Here is a 15,346-nt window from a genome sequence, read left to right as displayed (position 1 = left end):
AACGCCACGATCGGAGCAGTGTCGTCGACTGCCCCACTCGGCGGGGTCAGGCTTCGAGCCGAACCACGCCACACGCCACACGCCACACGGCTCGCGAAAGGAACGCCCATGTCCACCCAAGTCCAACTCGACACCACCCACGGCGCCATCGTCCTTGAGCTCGACGAAGCGAAGGCCCCTGAGACCGTCAAGAACTTCCTCGCCTACGTCCGCGACGGGCACTACGACGGCACCATCTTCCACCGGGTCATCCCCGGCTTCATGGCCCAGGGCGGCGGCTTCACCCCGGGCATGAAGCAGAAGCCGACCAAGCCCCCGGTCAAGAACGAGGCGGGCAACGGCCTCAAGAACCTCGCCTACACCGTGGCGATGGCCCGGACGCCCGACCCGCACTCCGCGACCGCCCAGTTCTTCATCAACTTCAGCGACAACGACTTCCTCGACTACACCGCGCCGAACCCGCAGGGCTTCGGCTACTGCGTGTTCGGCAAGGTGGTCCAGGGACAGGATGTGGTCGACCAGCTGGGGTCCGTCCGGACCGGCAACAAGGCCGGCCACGCGGACGTCCCGGTCGAGGACATCGTGATCACCAAGGCGGCGGTCCGCTAGCCGCGAGCAGGAGAGACGCACGTCACACTCGCCCCTGTCACAGTCGGCCGAAGCGCGGTGTCCTATGTGCGCAGAGCCAATCGGCAACGACACAGGAGCACACGATGAGCGCCCGCTTGAACACCATGGACATCCTCGGCAGCCCGGTCGCGGGCAAGGCCCTGAAGCACCTCATCGCGGCGGGCAAGGAACTGGCGGGTTCGACGGTGCCGGCCGCCACGCAGGAGCTGGTGAAGATCCGGGCCAGCCAGATCAACGGCTGCGCCGGCTGCCTCGACATGCACACCAAGGAGGCCGCGGCCGCCGGCGAGACCGCGGTGCGCCTCAACCTGGTCGCGGCATGGCGGGAGGCGACGGTGTTCACCGACGCCGAGCGCGCGGCGCTGGAGCTGGCGGAGCAGGGCACCCGGCTCGCCGACGCGGCCGGCGGGGTCCCGGACGAGGTCTGGGCGAACGCGGCCAAGCACTACGACGAGGAGCAGCTCGCCGCCCTGGTGGCCCTGATCGCCGTCATCAACGCCTTCAACCGCCTGAACGTCATCATCCAGCAGCCCGCCGGCGACTACCGGGTCGGCCAGCTCGGCTAGATCGGCAGAGTCTGGCCCGGCCGGAAGGCCGCACTCGCGACGGCGGCAGCCCGAGATTCACCGTGAGGGAAGAGGCTCTCATCGATGAAACTCTCACGGATGAGAGTTTCATCGATGAGAGCCTCTTTCGTGGAAGCAGCAGGGGCACCCGGTGGACCGTTGGGCCGGAGGAGTTGTTGACGGCCTGGGGTGAGCGGTAGCGCTCGGTGATCCGCAGTGGGAATGGCGTGACGTCGTGTCATGGTGGCGGAAAAGGCAACGCCATGAGGAGGCGTCAGATGACCATCTCACCAACCAAGCTGTCCGATCCGACGGTCCGGGCAGTGGTGACCGCGATCAACGCCAATGACAGGACGGCGTTCCTGGCGCTGCTGACGCCGGGGGCGACGATGTCGGACGACGGCTCGGAACGGAATCTGGAGGACTGGATCGACCGGGAGATCTTCGACTCGCACGGGCACATGGAGGTGCAGTCGGAGTCGGACGGCGGTCGGGCGCTGGTGGCGAACTTCCGCAACGAGACCTGGGGCGAGATGCGGACCGCCTGGCGGTTCACGGTCGACGGCGGCAAGGTGACCCGCTTCGAGACCGGTCAGGCGTGATCGGGGACGGAAAGGCGCGGGGCCGCCCGGTGGTGGATCACCGGGCGGCCCCGCAGAGCTGACGGCAGGTCAGCGGACGGGCGTCACTGCGCCGAGCGGACCCGGATGCTGGTGATCAGCGGGCCGTCGGTGACCTCGGCAAAGAAGTCGTTGCCCTTGTCGTCCACCACGATGAACGCCGGGAAGTCCTCCACCTCGATCCGCCAGACCGCCTCCATGCCCAGCTCGGCGTACTCCAGCACCTCGACCTTCTTGATGCAGTCCTGGGCCAGCCGGGCGGCGGGGCCGCCGATCGAGCCGAGGTAGAAGCCGCCGTGCGTGGCGCAGGCCTGGGTGACCTGCTTGGAGCGGTTGCCCTTGGCGAGCATCACCATGGAGCCGCCGGCCGCCTGGAACTGGTCGACGTAGGAGTCCATCCGGCCCGCGGTGGTGGGGCCGAAGGAGCCGGAGGCGAAGCCCTCGGGGGTCTTGGCGGGGCCGGCGTAGTAGACCGGGTGGTCCTTGAGGTACTGCGGCATGCCCTCGCCCGCGTCCAGGCGCTCCTTGATCTTGGCGTGCGCGATGTCGCGGGCCACCACCAGGGTGCCGGTGAGGGAGAGGCGGGTCTTCACCGGGTGCTTGGACAGCTCGTCGCGGATCTCGGACATCGGCCGGTTCAGGTCGACGCGCACGACCGCGTCGTCAAGGTGCTCGTCCGTCGTCTCCGGCAGGTACTTCGCCGGGTCGGTCTCCAACTGCTCCAGGAAGACGCCCTCGGCGGTGATCTTGCCCAGCGCCTGGCGGTCGGCCGAGCAGGAGACGGCCATCGCGACCGGCAGCGAGGCGCCGTGCCGCGGCAGGCGGATCACCCGGACGTCGTGGCAGAAGTACTTGCCGCCGAACTGGGCGCCGATGCCGATCTTCTGGGTCAGCTCGAGGACCTTCTGCTCCAGCTCCAGGTCGCGGAAGCCGTGCCCGGTGGCCGCGTCGCCGGAGGTGGGCATGGCGTCGAGGTAGTGCGCCGAGGCGTACTTGGCGGTCTTCAGCGCGAACTCGGCGCTGGTGCCGCCGACCACGATCGCCAGGTGGTACGGCGGGCAGGCCGCGGTGCCCAGCGAGCGGATCTTCTGCTCCAGGAAGGCCAGCATGCTCTTCTCGTTGAGAATCGCCTTGGTCTCCTGGTACAGGTACGACTTGTTGGCGCTGCCGCCGCCCTTGGCCATGAACAGGAACTTGTAGGCGTCCCCGTCGGTCGCGTAGAGCTCGATCTGCGCGGGCAGGTTGGAACCGGTGTTCTTCTCGTCCCACATGGTCACCGGGGCCATCTGGGAGTAGCGCAGGTTGAGCTTGGTGTAGGCGTCGTAGACACCGCGGGCGATCGCGGCGTCGTCGTTGCCCGAGGTCAGGACATTCTGGCCGCGCTTGCCCATCACGATCGCGGTGCCGGTGTCCTGGCACATCGGCAGGATGCCGCCGGCCGAGATGTTGACGTTCTTCAGCAGGTCCAGCGCCACGAAGCGGTCGTTCGGGCTGGCCTCCGGGTCGTCCAGGATGCGGCGCAGCTGGGCCAGGTGGGCCGGGCGCAGGTAGTGCGAGATGTCGTGCATCGCCTCGGCGGTGAGCAGCCGCAGCGCCTCCGGCTCGACCTGCAGGAAGGTCCGGCCGCCCGCCTCGAAGGTGCTGACGCCCTCGGAGGTCAGCTTGCGGTACGGGGTGGGGTCGTCCCCGAGCGGGAGGAGGTCGGAGTAGGAGAAGTCCGGCGTGGGTGCCATGCGAGGTCCTTCAACGAGGTGGTGGTGCTGCGTCGGCGAAGCGTCCTCCAGCGTAGAACTTGGCTCCCGGTCGCGTGGGCACACCCCCTAGGCTGTGATCGTGGACACTTCGCCGTCGGATCAGCCCGAACCGCGTCCGGACCAGCCGATGCCACCGAGCGACCAGCCGGTGCCGCTGGCCAAGGGCTCGCAGCCGCCCGTGAACCGGGTGGCCGAGGCCGAGTTGCGCGCCTCGGACGCGGACCGGGAGCGGATCGCCGAGCTGCTGCGCGACGCCTACGCCGAGGGCCGGCTGACCGCCGACGAGCACGCCGAGCGGCTCGACGCGGCCTACCACGCCCGCACGCTGGGCGAGTTGGTGCCGCTCACCCGGGACCTGCCCAACCACCAGCCGCTCACCGCTGAGCGCTCGGCCGTGGGTCCGGCGGCGGCCGGAGCACCGGCGCCGCGGCCGCCGGCGCGGCAGGAGCCGATCAGCCTGTGGACGGCGTTCGGCGGGGTCTCCCGCAAGGGGCGCTGGCAGGTGGGCGCGGAGATCCGGGCGACCGCGGTCTTCGGCGGGATCGACCTGGACCTCAGCGACGCGGTGTTCGAGTCGCCCGAGGTGCTGATCGTGGCGAACACGTTCTGCGGCGGGATCGACATCAAGGTGCCGGAGAACGTGACGCTGATCGGCGAGGGCTTCGGCGTCTTCGGCGGCTTCGACGTGCGGGAGCAGACCGCGGCCGATCCGCACGCCCCGGTGGTGCGGGTCAAGGGCTCGGCGGTGCTGGGCGGGGTGGACGCCAAGGCCAAGCGCGGGGCGAAGCTCAAGGAGTGGGTGCGGCGGCAGTTGGGAAGCTGAGCCGGTCGCCCGAGGGGGCTCGGGGCCGGCTCGGCAGGGGTGGGGCGTGCGCGGGCGCACGGCCCCGGAGCGGCTGTGACCTGCGCACTCGCGGATTCCCGAGTTCCGTCAACTGCTGCTCCGGCACTCGGTGTTGATGCGAGTGCAGGCTGTCGCCGGGTGACCACGGTGTGCATGAACCCCAAGCGCGCGGGGTAATTCCTGTGGCACATCGTTACTTGAACGGCTGCGGTCAGGCGGCGTACTGACGCCTCGGGGGCGGCGGCCGGGTGGTGACGCGAGCCCTTCCCCCGAGTGCCCAGGAGTCGCCGTGCTGTACCCGATCGAGCCCAGCACCACAGCTGCCGTCCGCGCCGGCGGGTCGCGCGGTCTTCGGGCCGCGCCACAGGGCGCGCCCGCTGCGGTGCGGCTCGACCCGCTGGACGACAACCCCTGGCACACCGCGGCCGCCTGCCGGCGGGACGAGGCGGCGCTGTTCTTCGCGCCGTCCAAGGAACCGACGGCCGCGCGGCTGGCCCGCGAGGAGCACGCCAAGCAGGTGTGCGCCGGCTGCCCGGTGCTGCTCTCCTGCCGGGAGCACGCGCTGGCCCAGCCGGAGCCCTACGGGGTCTGGGGCGGGCTGACGGCGGCCGAGCGACGGGTGGTGCTGGCCCGCCGGCGCCGCCGCACCGCGGAGCTGCGCGCGGAGGCGCAGCTGGTGCCGGCGCAGCGCGGGCGGCGGATAGCCGGGTGAGCGGGGGCGGGAGCGCCGTGCGCCCCGCCCCCGCGGAGCTCAGTTGGCCCGGTCGAAGTCGATCGCGCTGTACGCCCGCAGCTTGGCGAGCCTGTGGACGGAGTCGATCTGGCGGATCGTGCCGCTCTTGGAGCGCATCACCAGCGAGCTGGTGGTGGCGGTCTCCTGGCGGTAGTGCACCCCGCGCAGCAGCTCGCCGTCGGTGATGCCGGTGGCCACGAAGAACACGTTCTCGCCGCTGACCAGGTCGTTGGTGGTGAGCACCCGGTCCAGGTCGTGTCCGGCGTCCAGCGCCTTCTGGCGCTCGGCCTCGTCCTTGGGCCACAGCCGGCCCTGGATCACGCCGCCCATGCACTTCATGGCGCAGGCCGCGATGATCCCCTCCGGGGTGCCGCCGACGCCCATCAGCAGGTCGATGCCGGTGCCCTCGCGGGCCGCCATGATCGCACCGGCCACGTCGCCGTCGGAGATGAACTTGATCCGGGCGCCGGCCTCGCGGATCTGCTTGACCAGGCCGTCGTGGCGGGGGCGGTCCAGCACCACGACCGTGACGTCCTCGACCGCCATGCCCTTGGCCTTGGCCACCCGGCGGATGTTCACGGCCGGCGGGGCGGTGATGTCCACGAAGTCGGCGGCCTCGGGGCCGGCGACCAGCTTGTCCATGTAGAAGACCGCGCTCGGGTCGAACATGGTGCCGCGGTCGGCGACGGCCAGCACGGCGACGGCGTTGTTCATGCCCTTGGCGGTCAGCGTGGTGCCGTCCACCGGGTCCACGGCCACGTCGCACTCGGCGCCGGTGCCGTCACCGACCCGCTCGCCGTTGAACAGCATCGGGGCCTCGTCCTTCTCCCCCTCGCCGATGACGACGACGCCGTTCATCGACACGGTGGAGACCAGGGTGCGCATCGCCTTGACGGCCGCGCCGTCGGCGCCGTTCTTGTCGCCCCGGCCGACCCAGCGGCCGGCGGCCATGGCCGCTGCCTCGGTCACCCGGACGAGCTCCAGTGCCAGGTTGCGGTCCGGCGCCTCCGGGGCGACCTCCAGGGAAAGCGGGAGGTGGGAGGGGTGCTGCGCGGTCATCGTCGTGACCTCTCTGTACGCGACGGCCAGTGAGCAGTCGACTACGTGCAGGTCGAGAGCTGCTCATGAGGGTCCCTCGATCGTATCTGTGCCTCGAATGACTGTCTGTGGCGCATGTCCTGCTCACCTGCGGGTCTGCGCCGGTATGGACGGTTTTCGGCCCCGGACGCCACCCCGGTGGTCGGTGGGTTGCGTGCAATGGGTCACCATGTGGGGGTGGCAGGCAACAGTGGTTCGAGAGGGCGGCAGACCGTACGGGACATGGTCCTGTCGATGCTCGCCGTGATGGGCGTGGCCCTGGTCGCGTACGTGACGATCCCGCACAGCAGCAACGGCGACCCGGTGCACGTGGTGGACTACAGCGCCGCGTTCGCCTCCGCGAAGCGCGCCGCTCCCTACCCGGTGCTGGCGCCGCAGGGGCTGTCCGACAAGTGGCGGGCCACTTCGGTCAGCTACCAGGCGGACGCCGGCGGGCACGCCGGCTGGCACCTGGGCTTCGTCACTCCGGACGGCAAGTACGCCTCCGTCGAGCAGAGCGACGAGTCGAAGAACGACCTGCTCAAGACCGTGGTGACCGGCTACGCCCCCGACGGCGCCTCGACCATCGACGGCCAGTCGTGGGCCCGATTCCAGGGCGACCACTACCGCTCGGTCACCGAGACCGCCAACGGCGCCACCACGGTGGTGGCCGGCAGCGCCTCGTACGACGAGCTGGACCAGCTGGCCGGGGCGCTCAAGCCCTAGCGGTGCCGATGCGCGGATACGCGAAGACGCGGATGCGCCGAGGGCCTGCCACTCCATTGCCCGGAGTGGCAGGCCCTCGGCGTGTCCAGCCGGCGGGGTGCGTCAGACGGTGGTGACGACCTCGTCGTAGGCCAGGCGCGGGCTGCGCGGGAACCAGGCGTCCTCGCCCGGCTTGCCGATGTTGACCACGGCCAGCACCGAGTGCTCGCCGTCGCCGAAGAACTCCTTGTTGATGCCGGCGGCGTCGAAGCCGGTCATCGGGCCGGCGGCCAGGCCGGCGGCGCGGACGCCGAGGATGAAGTAGCCGACCTGCAGGGCGCCGTTGAAGAGGGCCGAGCCCTCACGCACCTCGCGCTCGCTGAAGAACATGTCCTTGGCCTGCGGGAAGTGCGGGAGCTGGGTCGGCAGCTCCTCGTGGAACTCGTTGTCGGCGGCCAGGATGGCGACCAGCGGGGCGGTGCTGGTCTTGGCCTTGTTGCCGTCGGCCATCTGCTCGACCAGGCGGGCCCGGCCCTCGGCGCTGCGCACCAGGACCACCCGCAGCGGCTGCTGGTTGAACGCGGTCGGCGCGTACTTGACCAGGTCGTAGATCGCCTGGATCTGCTCGTCGCTGACCGGCTCGTCGGTGAAGGTGTTGGCGGTGCGCGCCTCGCGGAACAGCAGGTCCTGCGCGGCGGTGTCGAGAACCAGGGTCTCGTTGGTGGTCATGTGGCTGCACCTCATGCTGATCGGTGTTATGGGTCCTGCCCGGCTGCTTGCCGTCGGCCAGTGCAACGTGAATGAATTTTCAACCATTCCGAAGGGTGATGTGACCTGCATCACTCATGGTGTCGTTGCTGGTCCGGTGGCCACGCCGACGGCCGGAGGGCCGTCAGCCCCCATCGTTCACCGCTCAGCCGTCGGAGCGCTCGGCTGCCTCCTCGGCGGCCAGGGCTGCGTCAAGTCGGGCCCGGGCGCCGTCCAGCCAGCGCTGGCAGACCTTCGCCAGCTGCTCACCGCGCTCCCACAGCGCCAGCGACTCCTCCAGTCCGGTGCCGCCGGCCTCCAGCCGCCGGACCACCTCCAGCAGGGCGTCCCGCGCCTCCTCGTAGCCCAGCTCGTCGTAGCCACGCTCGGTGGTCGCGGCCCCGGTGTCCTGCGCGTCCTCGTCTGCCATGGGCTCAGGGTAGGGGCTGGGCGCGACAATTCCGCGCCACTAGGGTCGAGTGCCATGATCAACGCGAGCGCGATCGAGGTGCGGCAGGGCGCGGCCGGGGACGCCGCCGAACTGGTCCGGCTTCGGCTGCTGATGTTCGAGGCGATGCAGGGCGAGGCCCGCCCCGGCCCGTGGCAGGCCACCGCCGAGGCGATGCTGCGGGACCGGCTGCGCGACCCGGCGACCACCACCATGGGCGTCTTCGTGGTCGACGACCCGGCGGAGCCCGGCCGGCTGGCCGCCTGCGCGGTCGGCACCCTGGAGGAGCGGCTGCCCGCGCCGGGCCACCCGGACGGCCGGTTCGGCTTCGTCTTCAACATCTGCACCGACCCGGCGATGCGCCGCCGCGGCTACGCCCGGGCCTGCACCGAGGCGCTGCTGGCCTGGTTCGACGCGCACCGGGTGACCCGGATCGACCTGCACGCCACCGAGGGCGGCGAGACCCTCTACCGCAGCCTCGGCTTCACCGAGCACTCGGTGCCGCTCTCCCGCACCCGGCGGTGCCAGGACTGACGCCTACTCGACCGTCACCTCGAAGCCGCCGCCGGCCACCCGGGCGTGCAGCCGCTCGCCCCGGGTGAGCACCGCCGGATCGGTCAGCACCTGCCCGTCCGCCCGCTGCAGCACCGCGTAGCCGCGCTCCAGCGTCGCGGCGGGGGAGAGCGCGAGCACCCGCTCGGCCAAGTGCCCGAGGTCAGACTCGGCGCCGTCCAGCCGGTGCCCGAGGGTGCGCCGGGCCCGGTCCACCAGCGCCGTCAGCTCGGCGCCCCGCTCGTCCAGCAGCCGGTGCGGCGCCGCCAGCGCGGGGCGGCTGCGCACCCCGGCCAGGCCCGCCTGCTCCCGCCGCACCAGGTCGGTGACCATCCGGCGGGCCCGATCGCGCAGCTGGCGCACCCGGGCCTGCTCCTCGCCCACGTCCGGCACCACCCGCTTGGCGGCGTCGGTGGGCGTGGCGGCCCGCAGGTCGGCCACGAAGTCCAGCAGCGGCTGGTCCGGCTCGTGCCCGATCGCGCTCACCACCGGGGTGCCGGCGGCGGCCACGGTGCGGCACAGCTCCTCGTCGGAGAACGGCAGCAGGTCCTCCACGCTGCCGCCGCCGCGGGCCACGATGATCACGTCCACCTCGGGGTGCCCGTCCAGTTCGCGCACCGCGCGGGCCACCTGCCCGGCCGCCTGCGAGCCCTGCACCAGCACGTTGCGCACCTCGAACCGGACCGCCGGCCAGCGCCGCCGGGCCACCTCCAGCACGTCCCGCTCGGCCGCCGAGGCCCGCCCGGTGACCAGCCCGACGCACTGCGGCAGGAACGGCAGCGGGCGCTTGCGCTCGGCGGCGAACAGCCCCTCGCCGGCCAGCCGCCGCTTCAACTGCTCCAGCCGGGCCAGCAGTTCGCCCAGCCCGACGAGTCGGATCTCGGTGGCGCGCAGCGACAGGGTGCCGCGGCCCGTGTACCACTCGGGCTTGGCGTGCACGATCACCCGGGAGCCCTCGTGCAGCGTGTCGGCCAGCGGTTCGAGCACCGCGCGGAAGCAGGTGACGCTCAACGAGACGTCATGCTCCGGGTCGCGCAGCGTCAGGAACTGCATGCCGGGCCGCCGGCTCAGCTGGGTGACCTGCCCCTCCACCCAGACCGCGCCCAGCCGGTCGACCCAGCCGCCGATCAGCTGGGAGACCTTGCCGACCGGCAGCGGGGCTTCGGGGGAGCTGGGATTGGCCATGCGTATGAGGCTAGCCGCGCGAGCCGACAAGACCTACCGCCCCGAGCGGGCCCAGGCTCCCCACACCCGCGCTACCGCCGCGGCCCCACCGGCCCCGCCCCCTGCACCGCGACCACCACCAGCCCGGCCAGCAGCCACAACGCCCCCACCAGCTGCGCCGTGTGGCCGGCGCGCCAGACCACCGCCGCGATCACCGCGATCCCCAGCACCGGCAGCAGCAGGTGCCGCACCCGGTCCCGGGAGTGCTGCTTGACGGTGTACCAGCCGATCACCGAGGCGTGCAGCAGCACGAACGCGGTGAGCGCGCCGATGTTCACCACCGAGGTCAGCTGGTCGAGCCCGTCGCTGCGCCCGGCCGCCCAGCCGGCCGCCGTCAGGGTCACCAGCGCGGCCAGCAGCAGCGCCCGGCGCGGCACGCCCGACGCCGGGGCCACCGCGGCGAGCCCGCGCGGCAGTCGCCCCTGGCGGCCCATCGCGAACAGCAGCCGCCCGGCCGCCGCCTGCCCGGCCAGCGCCGCGAAGGCCGCCCCGATCGCCTTGCTCACCGCGACCAGGGTGTGCAGCCAGTGCCCGATCGCGCTCTCCACGGTGTCGTAGAAGGCCGTGCCCTGATCGGCCGGGTGCGCGGCCAGCTGCTGCGGGGTGACCGGTTCGAGCAGCGCGGCCAGATAGGTCTGGACGGTGAACAGCGCCCCGGCCAGGAACAGGCAGAGCAGCACCGCCCGGGCCACCGCCGCCGACGCGCCGACCGCCTCCTCCACGAAGGAGGCGATCGCGTCGAAGCCCAGGTACGACAGCACCGCCACGCTCACCGCGCTCAGCACCGCCCCGAACGAGAAGCCGCCCACCGCGGTCAGCGGCGACAGCGCGGGGCGGGTCGCCCCGTGCCGGGCCAGCGCCACGAGCGCCGCCGCCACGAAGACCGCCAGCACCGCCACCTCCAGCGCCAGCACCGCGAAGCCCACCACGGCGGCGCTCCGCACCCCGGTCAGGTTGAGCGCGGTGGTCACCAGCACCGCGAGCACCGTCCAGAGCCACCGCGACACGCCGGGGACCAGGGCGTGCAGCGCGATCCCGGAGAACAGGTAGGCGACCGCCGGGATCAGCAGGTAGTCGAGCATCGCCATCCAGCCGGCCGTGAACCCGGCGGCCTCGCCCAGCCCGGCCCGCGCGTAGGCGAACACCGAGCCGGCCTGCGGCACGGCACGTACCATCTGGGCGTACGAGAGGGCGGTGAACCCCATCGCGACCGTGGCGACCAGGTAGACCGCCGCGACCGCGCCCCGGCTCTTGGCGTCCAGCACCCCGAACACCCCGACCGGTGCCATCGGGGCGATGAAGAGCAGCCCGTAGACCACCAGGTCACGCAGGCCCAGGCTGCGGTGCAGGCCGCCGGATCCGGCGGGACGTTCGGCCACGGGTCCGATTGCACCACCTGACGTCCCGCCGGCCACGCAGGCCGCGGGGTTCCGGCGCGGCACTCGGGCCCCCGGCGCCGCGCTTACCATAGGAGCCATGTCGACCACCGCTCAGCGCCGCGTCCTGCTCGCCGCCCCCCGGGGTTACTGCGCGGGCGTCGACCGCGCCGTCATCGCCGTGGAGAAGGCCCTGGAGCAGTACGGGGCACCGATCTACGTCCGCAAGCAGATCGTCCACAACAAGTACGTCGTGCAGACCCTGGAGAAGCAGGGCGCGATCTTCGTCGATGAGACGGAGGAGGTGCCGGAGGGCTCGATCGTGGTCTTCTCGGCGCACGGCGTGGCCCCCTCGGTGCACGACGAGGCCAAGGCCGGCAAGCTCGCCACCGTCGACGCCACCTGCCCGCTGGTCACCAAGGTGCACAAGGAGGCCGTCCGGTTCGCCGACGAGGGCTTCGACATCCTGCTGGTGGGCCACGAGGGCCACGAGGAGGTGGTCGGCACCATGGGCGAGGCCCCGGACCGGATCCACCTGGTCGACGGCGCCGAGGACGTGGCCAACGTCCAGGTGCGCGACGAGTCCAAGGTGGTCTGGCTCTCCCAGACCACCCTTTCGGTGGACGAGACCATGGCCACCGTCGGCGAGCTGCAGAAGCGCTTCCCCGCGCTGGTCTCGCCGCCGAGCGACGACATCTGCTACGCCACCCAGAACCGCCAGGTGGTGGTCAAGCAGATCGCCCCCGAGACCGACCTGCTGATCGTGGTCGGCTCCAAGAACTCCTCCAACTCGGTCCGGCTGGTCGAGGTCGGCCGCGAGTACGGCGCCAAGGCCGCGCACCTGGTGGACTTCGCCGAGGAGCTGGACGAGGCCTGGCTGGACGGCGTCACCACGGTCGGTCTGACCAGCGGCGCCTCGGTGCCGGAGATCCTGGTCCAGGGCGTGCTGGCCTGGCTGGCCGAGCGCGGCTTCGACGACGTCCAGGTGGTGCGCACCGCCGAGGAGACGCTCACCTTCTCGCTGCCCAAGGAGCTCCGCCGCGACCTGCGGGCCGAGGCCGCCGGCAAGGTCGCCGAATAACCTCGGCATCCGCCACTCCCGGTCGGCCCCGCCAGGCCGACCGGGCGTTGTGGCAGGTTCGGGCTGCTTTCCCCTCCCGCCTCACCTACCGTGAGGAACCGGGACTCGGAACAGGAGCAGTGACGTGACCACACCCCCTGTCTTCGGCGTGGACATCGGCGGCTCGGGCATCAAGGGCGCCCCGGTCGATGTGGAGCTCGGCGCCCTCACGCAGCCCCGCCACAAGGTGCTCACCCCGCATCCGGCCAGGCCCGAGGCGGTGGCCGCGGCGGTGCGCGAGGTGGTGCAGCACTTCGAGCACGAGGGCCCGGTCGGCCTGACCTTCCCGGGCGTGGTGGTCGACGGGCACACCCGCACCGCCGCGAACGTCGACCAGAGCTGGCTCGGGCTGGACGCCGAGAAGCTGTTCCAGGAGGTGCTGGACGGCCCGGCGGTGGTGCTCAACGACGCGGACGCGGCCGGCCTGGCCGAGATGGCGCACGGGGCCGGCCGCGGTGAGGGCGGCACGGTGCTGGTGCTCACCTTCGGCACCGGCATCGGCAGCGCCCTCTTCGTGGACGGTGCCCTGGTGCCCAACACCGAGCTGGGCCACCTGGAGCTGCGCGGCAAGGACGCGGAGCGGCGGGCCTCGTCCGCGGCCAAGGACCGCCACGAGCTCAGCTGGGCCGAGTGGGCGGTCCGGGTGGACGAGTACCTGGACTTGGTGGAGCGGCTCTTCTCACCGCGGCTGATCGTCATCGGCGGCGGGGTGAGCCGCAAGCACGAGAAGTTCCTGCCGCTGCTCAGCGAGCGGTCGGCCCGGGTGGTGCCGGCCGAGCTGCGCAACGACGCCGGGATCGTGGGCGCGGCGATGGCGGCGGCCACGTACCGGCGCTGAACCCGCCCGGCCGCGGGCTGCCCGGCTGCGGTTCGCCCGGTCGCAGCCCGCTCAGCCGCGGCTGCGGCGGATCCGGCGCTGGGCGACGAACCGGGCGAACACGATCAGCACGGCCAGCCCGGTGCCGCCGAACAGCCACCCGGCCCGCAGCGCCAACCCGCTGCACAGCGCCAGCACCTGGCCGACCACGCCCGGCACCGGGGTGGGCGTCAGCAGGGCCAGTGCCGCCGCGAAGGCGATCGGCCCGCTGATCGGCGCGGCCGGCAGGTCCGCCAGCCGGACCCGCACCGCGGCCTGGAAGCAGACGAAGAGGAAGCCCAGCTCGAACAGGAGCCCGAGGTCGCCGAAGAGCAGCCGGTCGACGCCGCCGATGGCCAGGGTGCCGACCACGGTCAGCAGCCCGGTGCCGATCCCGGTCAGCCGGGTCGGCGGGCCCGGCCGGCGGCTCCCCGACTGGAGCCGGCGCCGCAGCAGGGCCAGCACGGTCGGCCCGCCGCTGCTCGCGGGACGCGGTCGGGCGGGCCGCACGCCGACGGTGTCGCGGGGCGCGGCCGGCCCGGGTACGGCGGCCTCGGGGCGCCTACCGCTCGCGGCGGGCCGGGGCCGGGGGCCGGGGGGTTGGGTACGGATGCTCTGCTCCACACGTCCAACGTACGGTCCGATTAACATCACCATGGGTAATGACCCGTCAGTAGTCTTCCGTGTCCCATGTTTCGAGACCGCAAGATCGGACATCGGGGGCGGTTCGGGCGGCCGCCGGGCGTCGAAGGGTTCGCACCGGACGGCTCGGGGCCGCCCGCAGGGGATCGCGCGGATCACGGCCGAGGCCGGTCGTCTTGCCGCAGCCCGTAGACTTGGCGGTCGGCCCGTACGGTGCCGCTCCACGCCCTCCAAGCCCACGGGATCTCGCTTCATGTCGCTCACGATCGGAATCGTCGGCCTGCCCAACGTCGGGAAGTCGACCCTGTTCAACGCCCTGACCAAGAACGACGTCCTGGCGGCCAACTACCCGTTCGCCACCATCGAGCCGAACGTCGGTGTGGTCGGCGTCCCGGACAAGCGGCTGCCCGTGCTCGCCGGGATCTTCGGTTCGCAGCGGATCCTGCCCGCCACCGTCGACTTCGTGGACATCGCCGGTATCGTCCGCGGCGCCTCCGAGGGCGAGGGCCTGGGCAACAAGTTCCTCGCGAACATCCGCGAGGCCAACGCGATCTGCCAGGTGGTCCGGGCCTTCACCGACCCCGACGTGGTCCACGTGGACGGCAAGGTCTCGCCCAAGGACGACATCGAGACCATCCACACCGAGCTGATCCTGGCCGACCTGCAGACCATCGAGAAGGTCCTGCCGCGCCTGCAGAAGGAGGCCCGGCTCAAGAAGGAGACCGCGTCGGTGCTGGCCGCCGCCGAGGCCGCCCAGGCCGTCCTGGAGACCGGCAAGACCCTGTTCGAGGCCGGTTTCGACACCACCCCGATCCGCGACCTGCACCTGCTGACCGCCAAGCCCTTCCTCTACGTCTTCAACGTGGACGAGGCGGAGCTGGCCGACGAGGACTTCAAGAACGCCCAGCGCGGGCTGGTCGCCCCGGCCGAGGCGATCTTCCTCAACGCCAAGATCGAGTCCGAGCTGATCGAGCTGGACGACGACGAGGCGCTGGAGCTCCTGCAGTCCATGGGCCAGGACGAGCCCGGCCTGGCCACCCTGGCCCGGGTCGGCTTCAACACCCTCGGCCTGCAGACCTACCTCACCGCCGGCCCCAAGGAAACCCGCGCCTGGACCATCAAGAAGGGCGCCACCGCCCCCGAGGCCGCCGGTGTCATCCACACCGACTTCCAGAAGGGCTTCATCAAGGCCGAGGTCATCTCCTTCGACGACCTGGTCGAGACCGGCTCCATCGCCGAGGCCCGCTCCAAGGGCAAGGCCCGCATCGAGGGCAAGGACTACGTCATGCAGGACGGCGACGTGGTGGAGTTCCGCTTCAACGTCTGACCAACCATCAGGAGGTGGGGGGGGGGGGGGGGCGCCCCCCACACCCGGGCCCCCGCCGGGGGGCCTCCGGGGGGACTGGTGGGACGAACGGGCGGGGCCGTCGGAAGGAAGGGGGGGTTTAGGAA

Annotated in this window: 17 protein-coding genes; 10 read left to right on the top strand and 7 right to left on the bottom strand. The window is 71.9% G+C overall.

The genetic code is table 11. From position 1 onward, the window contains the following. Positions 1–108: 108 nt before the first annotated feature. The 3 genes from P3T35_RS29735 to P3T35_RS29725 all read left to right on the top strand — a co-directional run bounded on the left by P3T35_RS29735 (position 109) and on the right by P3T35_RS29725 (position 1,798). Positions 109–609 carry a peptidylprolyl isomerase gene (locus tag P3T35_RS29735; RefSeq protein WP_101382022.1) on the top strand — a complete coding sequence of 167 codons (501 nt, stop codon included), beginning with the start codon at positions 109–111 and terminating at the stop codon, positions 607–609. A gap of 104 nt (positions 610–713) precedes the next feature. After that, positions 714–1,196 (top strand): carboxymuconolactone decarboxylase family protein, encoded by a 483-nt coding sequence (locus tag P3T35_RS29730; protein ID WP_101382023.1) that lies wholly within the window; start codon positions 714–716, stop codon positions 1,194–1,196. Positions 1,197–1,474: 278 nt separating this feature from the next. Then, entirely contained in the window at positions 1,475–1,798 is a 324-nt protein-coding gene (locus P3T35_RS29725) for a hypothetical protein (RefSeq protein ID WP_101382024.1), read from the top strand. A gap of 83 nt (positions 1,799–1,881) precedes the next feature. Here the strand turns inward: P3T35_RS29725 and P3T35_RS29720 are convergent, their stop codons facing one another. Beyond that, entirely contained in the window at positions 1,882–3,549 is a 1,668-nt protein-coding gene (locus P3T35_RS29720) for a fumarate hydratase (RefSeq protein WP_101382025.1), read from the bottom strand. Positions 3,550–3,649: 100 nt separating this feature from the next. Here P3T35_RS29720 and P3T35_RS29715 point away from each other — a divergent pair, with 100 nt between their 5' ends. Both P3T35_RS29715 and P3T35_RS29710 read left to right on the top strand, forming a co-directional pair. After that, entirely contained in the window at positions 3,650–4,393 is a 744-nt protein-coding gene (locus P3T35_RS29715) for a DUF1707 domain-containing protein (RefSeq protein WP_280708472.1), read from the top strand. A 403-nt stretch (positions 4,394–4,796) separates the two neighbouring features. Next, positions 4,797–5,126, top strand: a complete 330-nt coding sequence (locus P3T35_RS29710; RefSeq protein WP_101385232.1) for a WhiB family transcriptional regulator — start codon at positions 4,797–4,799, stop codon at positions 5,124–5,126. Between the two features lie 39 nt (positions 5,127–5,165). On the opposite strand, the gene glpX is transcribed toward P3T35_RS29710, so the two are convergent. Further along, a complete protein-coding gene (glpX, locus tag P3T35_RS29705) occupies positions 5,166–6,206 on the bottom strand; it encodes a class II fructose-bisphosphatase (protein WP_101382027.1) in 1,041 nt (346 codons plus the stop codon). Positions 6,207–6,404: 198 nt separating this feature from the next. Here glpX and P3T35_RS29700 point away from each other — a divergent pair, with 198 nt between their 5' ends. Then, positions 6,405–6,950 carry a DUF4245 domain-containing protein gene (locus P3T35_RS29700; protein WP_101382028.1) on the top strand — a complete coding sequence of 182 codons (546 nt, stop codon included), beginning with the start codon at positions 6,405–6,407 and terminating at the stop codon, positions 6,948–6,950. Positions 6,951–7,052: 102 nt separating this feature from the next. Here P3T35_RS29700 and P3T35_RS29695 read toward each other — a convergent pair whose 3' ends face one another. Beyond that, the gene (locus tag P3T35_RS29695) at positions 7,053–7,658 is read right to left on the bottom strand and encodes a malonic semialdehyde reductase (RefSeq protein WP_101382029.1); all 606 of its coding nucleotides are present in this window, start codon (positions 7,656–7,658) and stop codon (positions 7,053–7,055) included. A 184-nt stretch (positions 7,659–7,842) separates the two neighbouring features. Next, positions 7,843–8,106 carry an exodeoxyribonuclease VII small subunit gene (locus P3T35_RS29690; RefSeq protein ID WP_101382030.1) on the bottom strand — a complete coding sequence of 88 codons (264 nt, stop codon included), beginning with the start codon at positions 8,104–8,106 and terminating at the stop codon, positions 7,843–7,845. Positions 8,107–8,160: 54 nt separating this feature from the next. Here P3T35_RS29690 and P3T35_RS29685 point away from each other — a divergent pair, with 54 nt between their 5' ends. After that, positions 8,161–8,658, top strand: a complete 498-nt coding sequence (locus P3T35_RS29685) for a GNAT family N-acetyltransferase (RefSeq protein WP_101382031.1) — start codon at positions 8,161–8,163, stop codon at positions 8,656–8,658. A gap of 3 nt (positions 8,659–8,661) precedes the next feature. Here the strand turns inward: P3T35_RS29685 and xseA are convergent, their stop codons facing one another. Continuing rightward, positions 8,662–9,861, bottom strand: a complete 1,200-nt coding sequence (gene xseA, locus P3T35_RS29680) for an exodeoxyribonuclease VII large subunit (RefSeq protein ID WP_101382032.1) — start codon at positions 9,859–9,861, stop codon at positions 8,662–8,664. Positions 9,862–9,932: 71 nt separating this feature from the next. Beyond that, complete coding sequence (locus P3T35_RS29675; RefSeq protein ID WP_348533442.1) at positions 9,933–11,279, bottom strand: APC family permease; 1,347 nt, start codon at positions 11,277–11,279, stop codon at positions 9,933–9,935. Between the two features lie 88 nt (positions 11,280–11,367). Between P3T35_RS29675 and P3T35_RS29670 the strand changes: the two genes are divergently transcribed. Continuing rightward, positions 11,368–12,357 (top strand): 4-hydroxy-3-methylbut-2-enyl diphosphate reductase, encoded by a 990-nt coding sequence (locus P3T35_RS29670; protein ID WP_101382034.1) that lies wholly within the window; start codon positions 11,368–11,370, stop codon positions 12,355–12,357. 124 nt (positions 12,358–12,481) lie between these two features. Continuing rightward, the gene (gene ppgK, locus P3T35_RS29665) at positions 12,482–13,234 is read left to right on the top strand and encodes a polyphosphate--glucose phosphotransferase (RefSeq protein ID WP_101382035.1); all 753 of its coding nucleotides are present in this window, start codon (positions 12,482–12,484) and stop codon (positions 13,232–13,234) included. A 51-nt stretch (positions 13,235–13,285) separates the two neighbouring features. Here ppgK and P3T35_RS29660 read toward each other — a convergent pair whose 3' ends face one another. Continuing rightward, positions 13,286–13,876, bottom strand: coding sequence for a DUF6542 domain-containing protein (locus P3T35_RS29660; protein WP_143676889.1), 591 nt, complete (start codon positions 13,874–13,876; stop codon positions 13,286–13,288). 271 nt (positions 13,877–14,147) lie between these two features. Between P3T35_RS29660 and ychF the strand changes: the two genes are divergently transcribed. Further along, positions 14,148–15,221 carry a redox-regulated ATPase YchF gene (ychF, locus tag P3T35_RS29655; protein WP_101382037.1) on the top strand — a complete coding sequence of 358 codons (1,074 nt, stop codon included), beginning with the start codon at positions 14,148–14,150 and terminating at the stop codon, positions 15,219–15,221. The last annotated feature ends 125 nt before the right edge of the window (positions 15,222–15,346 follow it).

The organism is Kitasatospora sp. GP30 (genome assembly GCF_029892145.1).
Lineage (GTDB): Bacteria > Actinomycetota > Actinomycetes > Streptomycetales > Streptomycetaceae > Kitasatospora > Kitasatospora acidiphila.
Note: the sequence above shows the minus strand (reverse complement) of the source record. Positions and strands in the feature narration are given on the sequence as shown.

Excerpts from the sequence above, each read along its gene's own strand:
- P3T35_RS29725 (WP_101382024.1), top strand. The coding sequence starts at position 1,475 with ATGACCATCTCACCAACCAAGCTGTCCGATCCGACGGTCCGGGCAGTG.
- P3T35_RS29730 (WP_101382023.1), top strand. The coding sequence starts at position 714 with ATGAGCGCCCGCTTGAACACCATGGACATCCTCGGCAGCCCGGTCGCG.
- glpX (WP_101382027.1), bottom strand. The coding sequence starts at position 6,206 with ATGACCGCGCAGCACCCCTCCCACCTCCCGCTTTCCCTGGAGGTCGCC.
- P3T35_RS29685 (WP_101382031.1), top strand. The coding sequence starts at position 8,161 with ATGATCAACGCGAGCGCGATCGAGGTGCGGCAGGGCGCGGCCGGGGAC.
- P3T35_RS29690 (WP_101382030.1), bottom strand. The coding sequence starts at position 8,106 with ATGGCAGACGAGGACGCGCAGGACACCGGGGCCGCGACCACCGAGCGT.
- P3T35_RS29720 (WP_101382025.1), bottom strand. The coding sequence starts at position 3,549 with ATGGCACCCACGCCGGACTTCTCCTACTCCGACCTCCTCCCGCTCGGG.
- ychF (WP_101382037.1), top strand. The coding sequence starts at position 14,148 with ATGTCGCTCACGATCGGAATCGTCGGCCTGCCCAACGTCGGGAAGTCG.
- P3T35_RS29735 (WP_101382022.1), top strand. The coding sequence starts at position 109 with ATGTCCACCCAAGTCCAACTCGACACCACCCACGGCGCCATCGTCCTT.
- P3T35_RS29700 (WP_101382028.1), top strand. The coding sequence starts at position 6,405 with ATGGGTCACCATGTGGGGGTGGCAGGCAACAGTGGTTCGAGAGGGCGG.
- P3T35_RS29695 (WP_101382029.1), bottom strand. The coding sequence starts at position 7,658 with ATGACCACCAACGAGACCCTGGTTCTCGACACCGCCGCGCAGGACCTG.
- xseA (WP_101382032.1), bottom strand. The coding sequence starts at position 9,861 with ATGGCCAATCCCAGCTCCCCCGAAGCCCCGCTGCCGGTCGGCAAGGTC.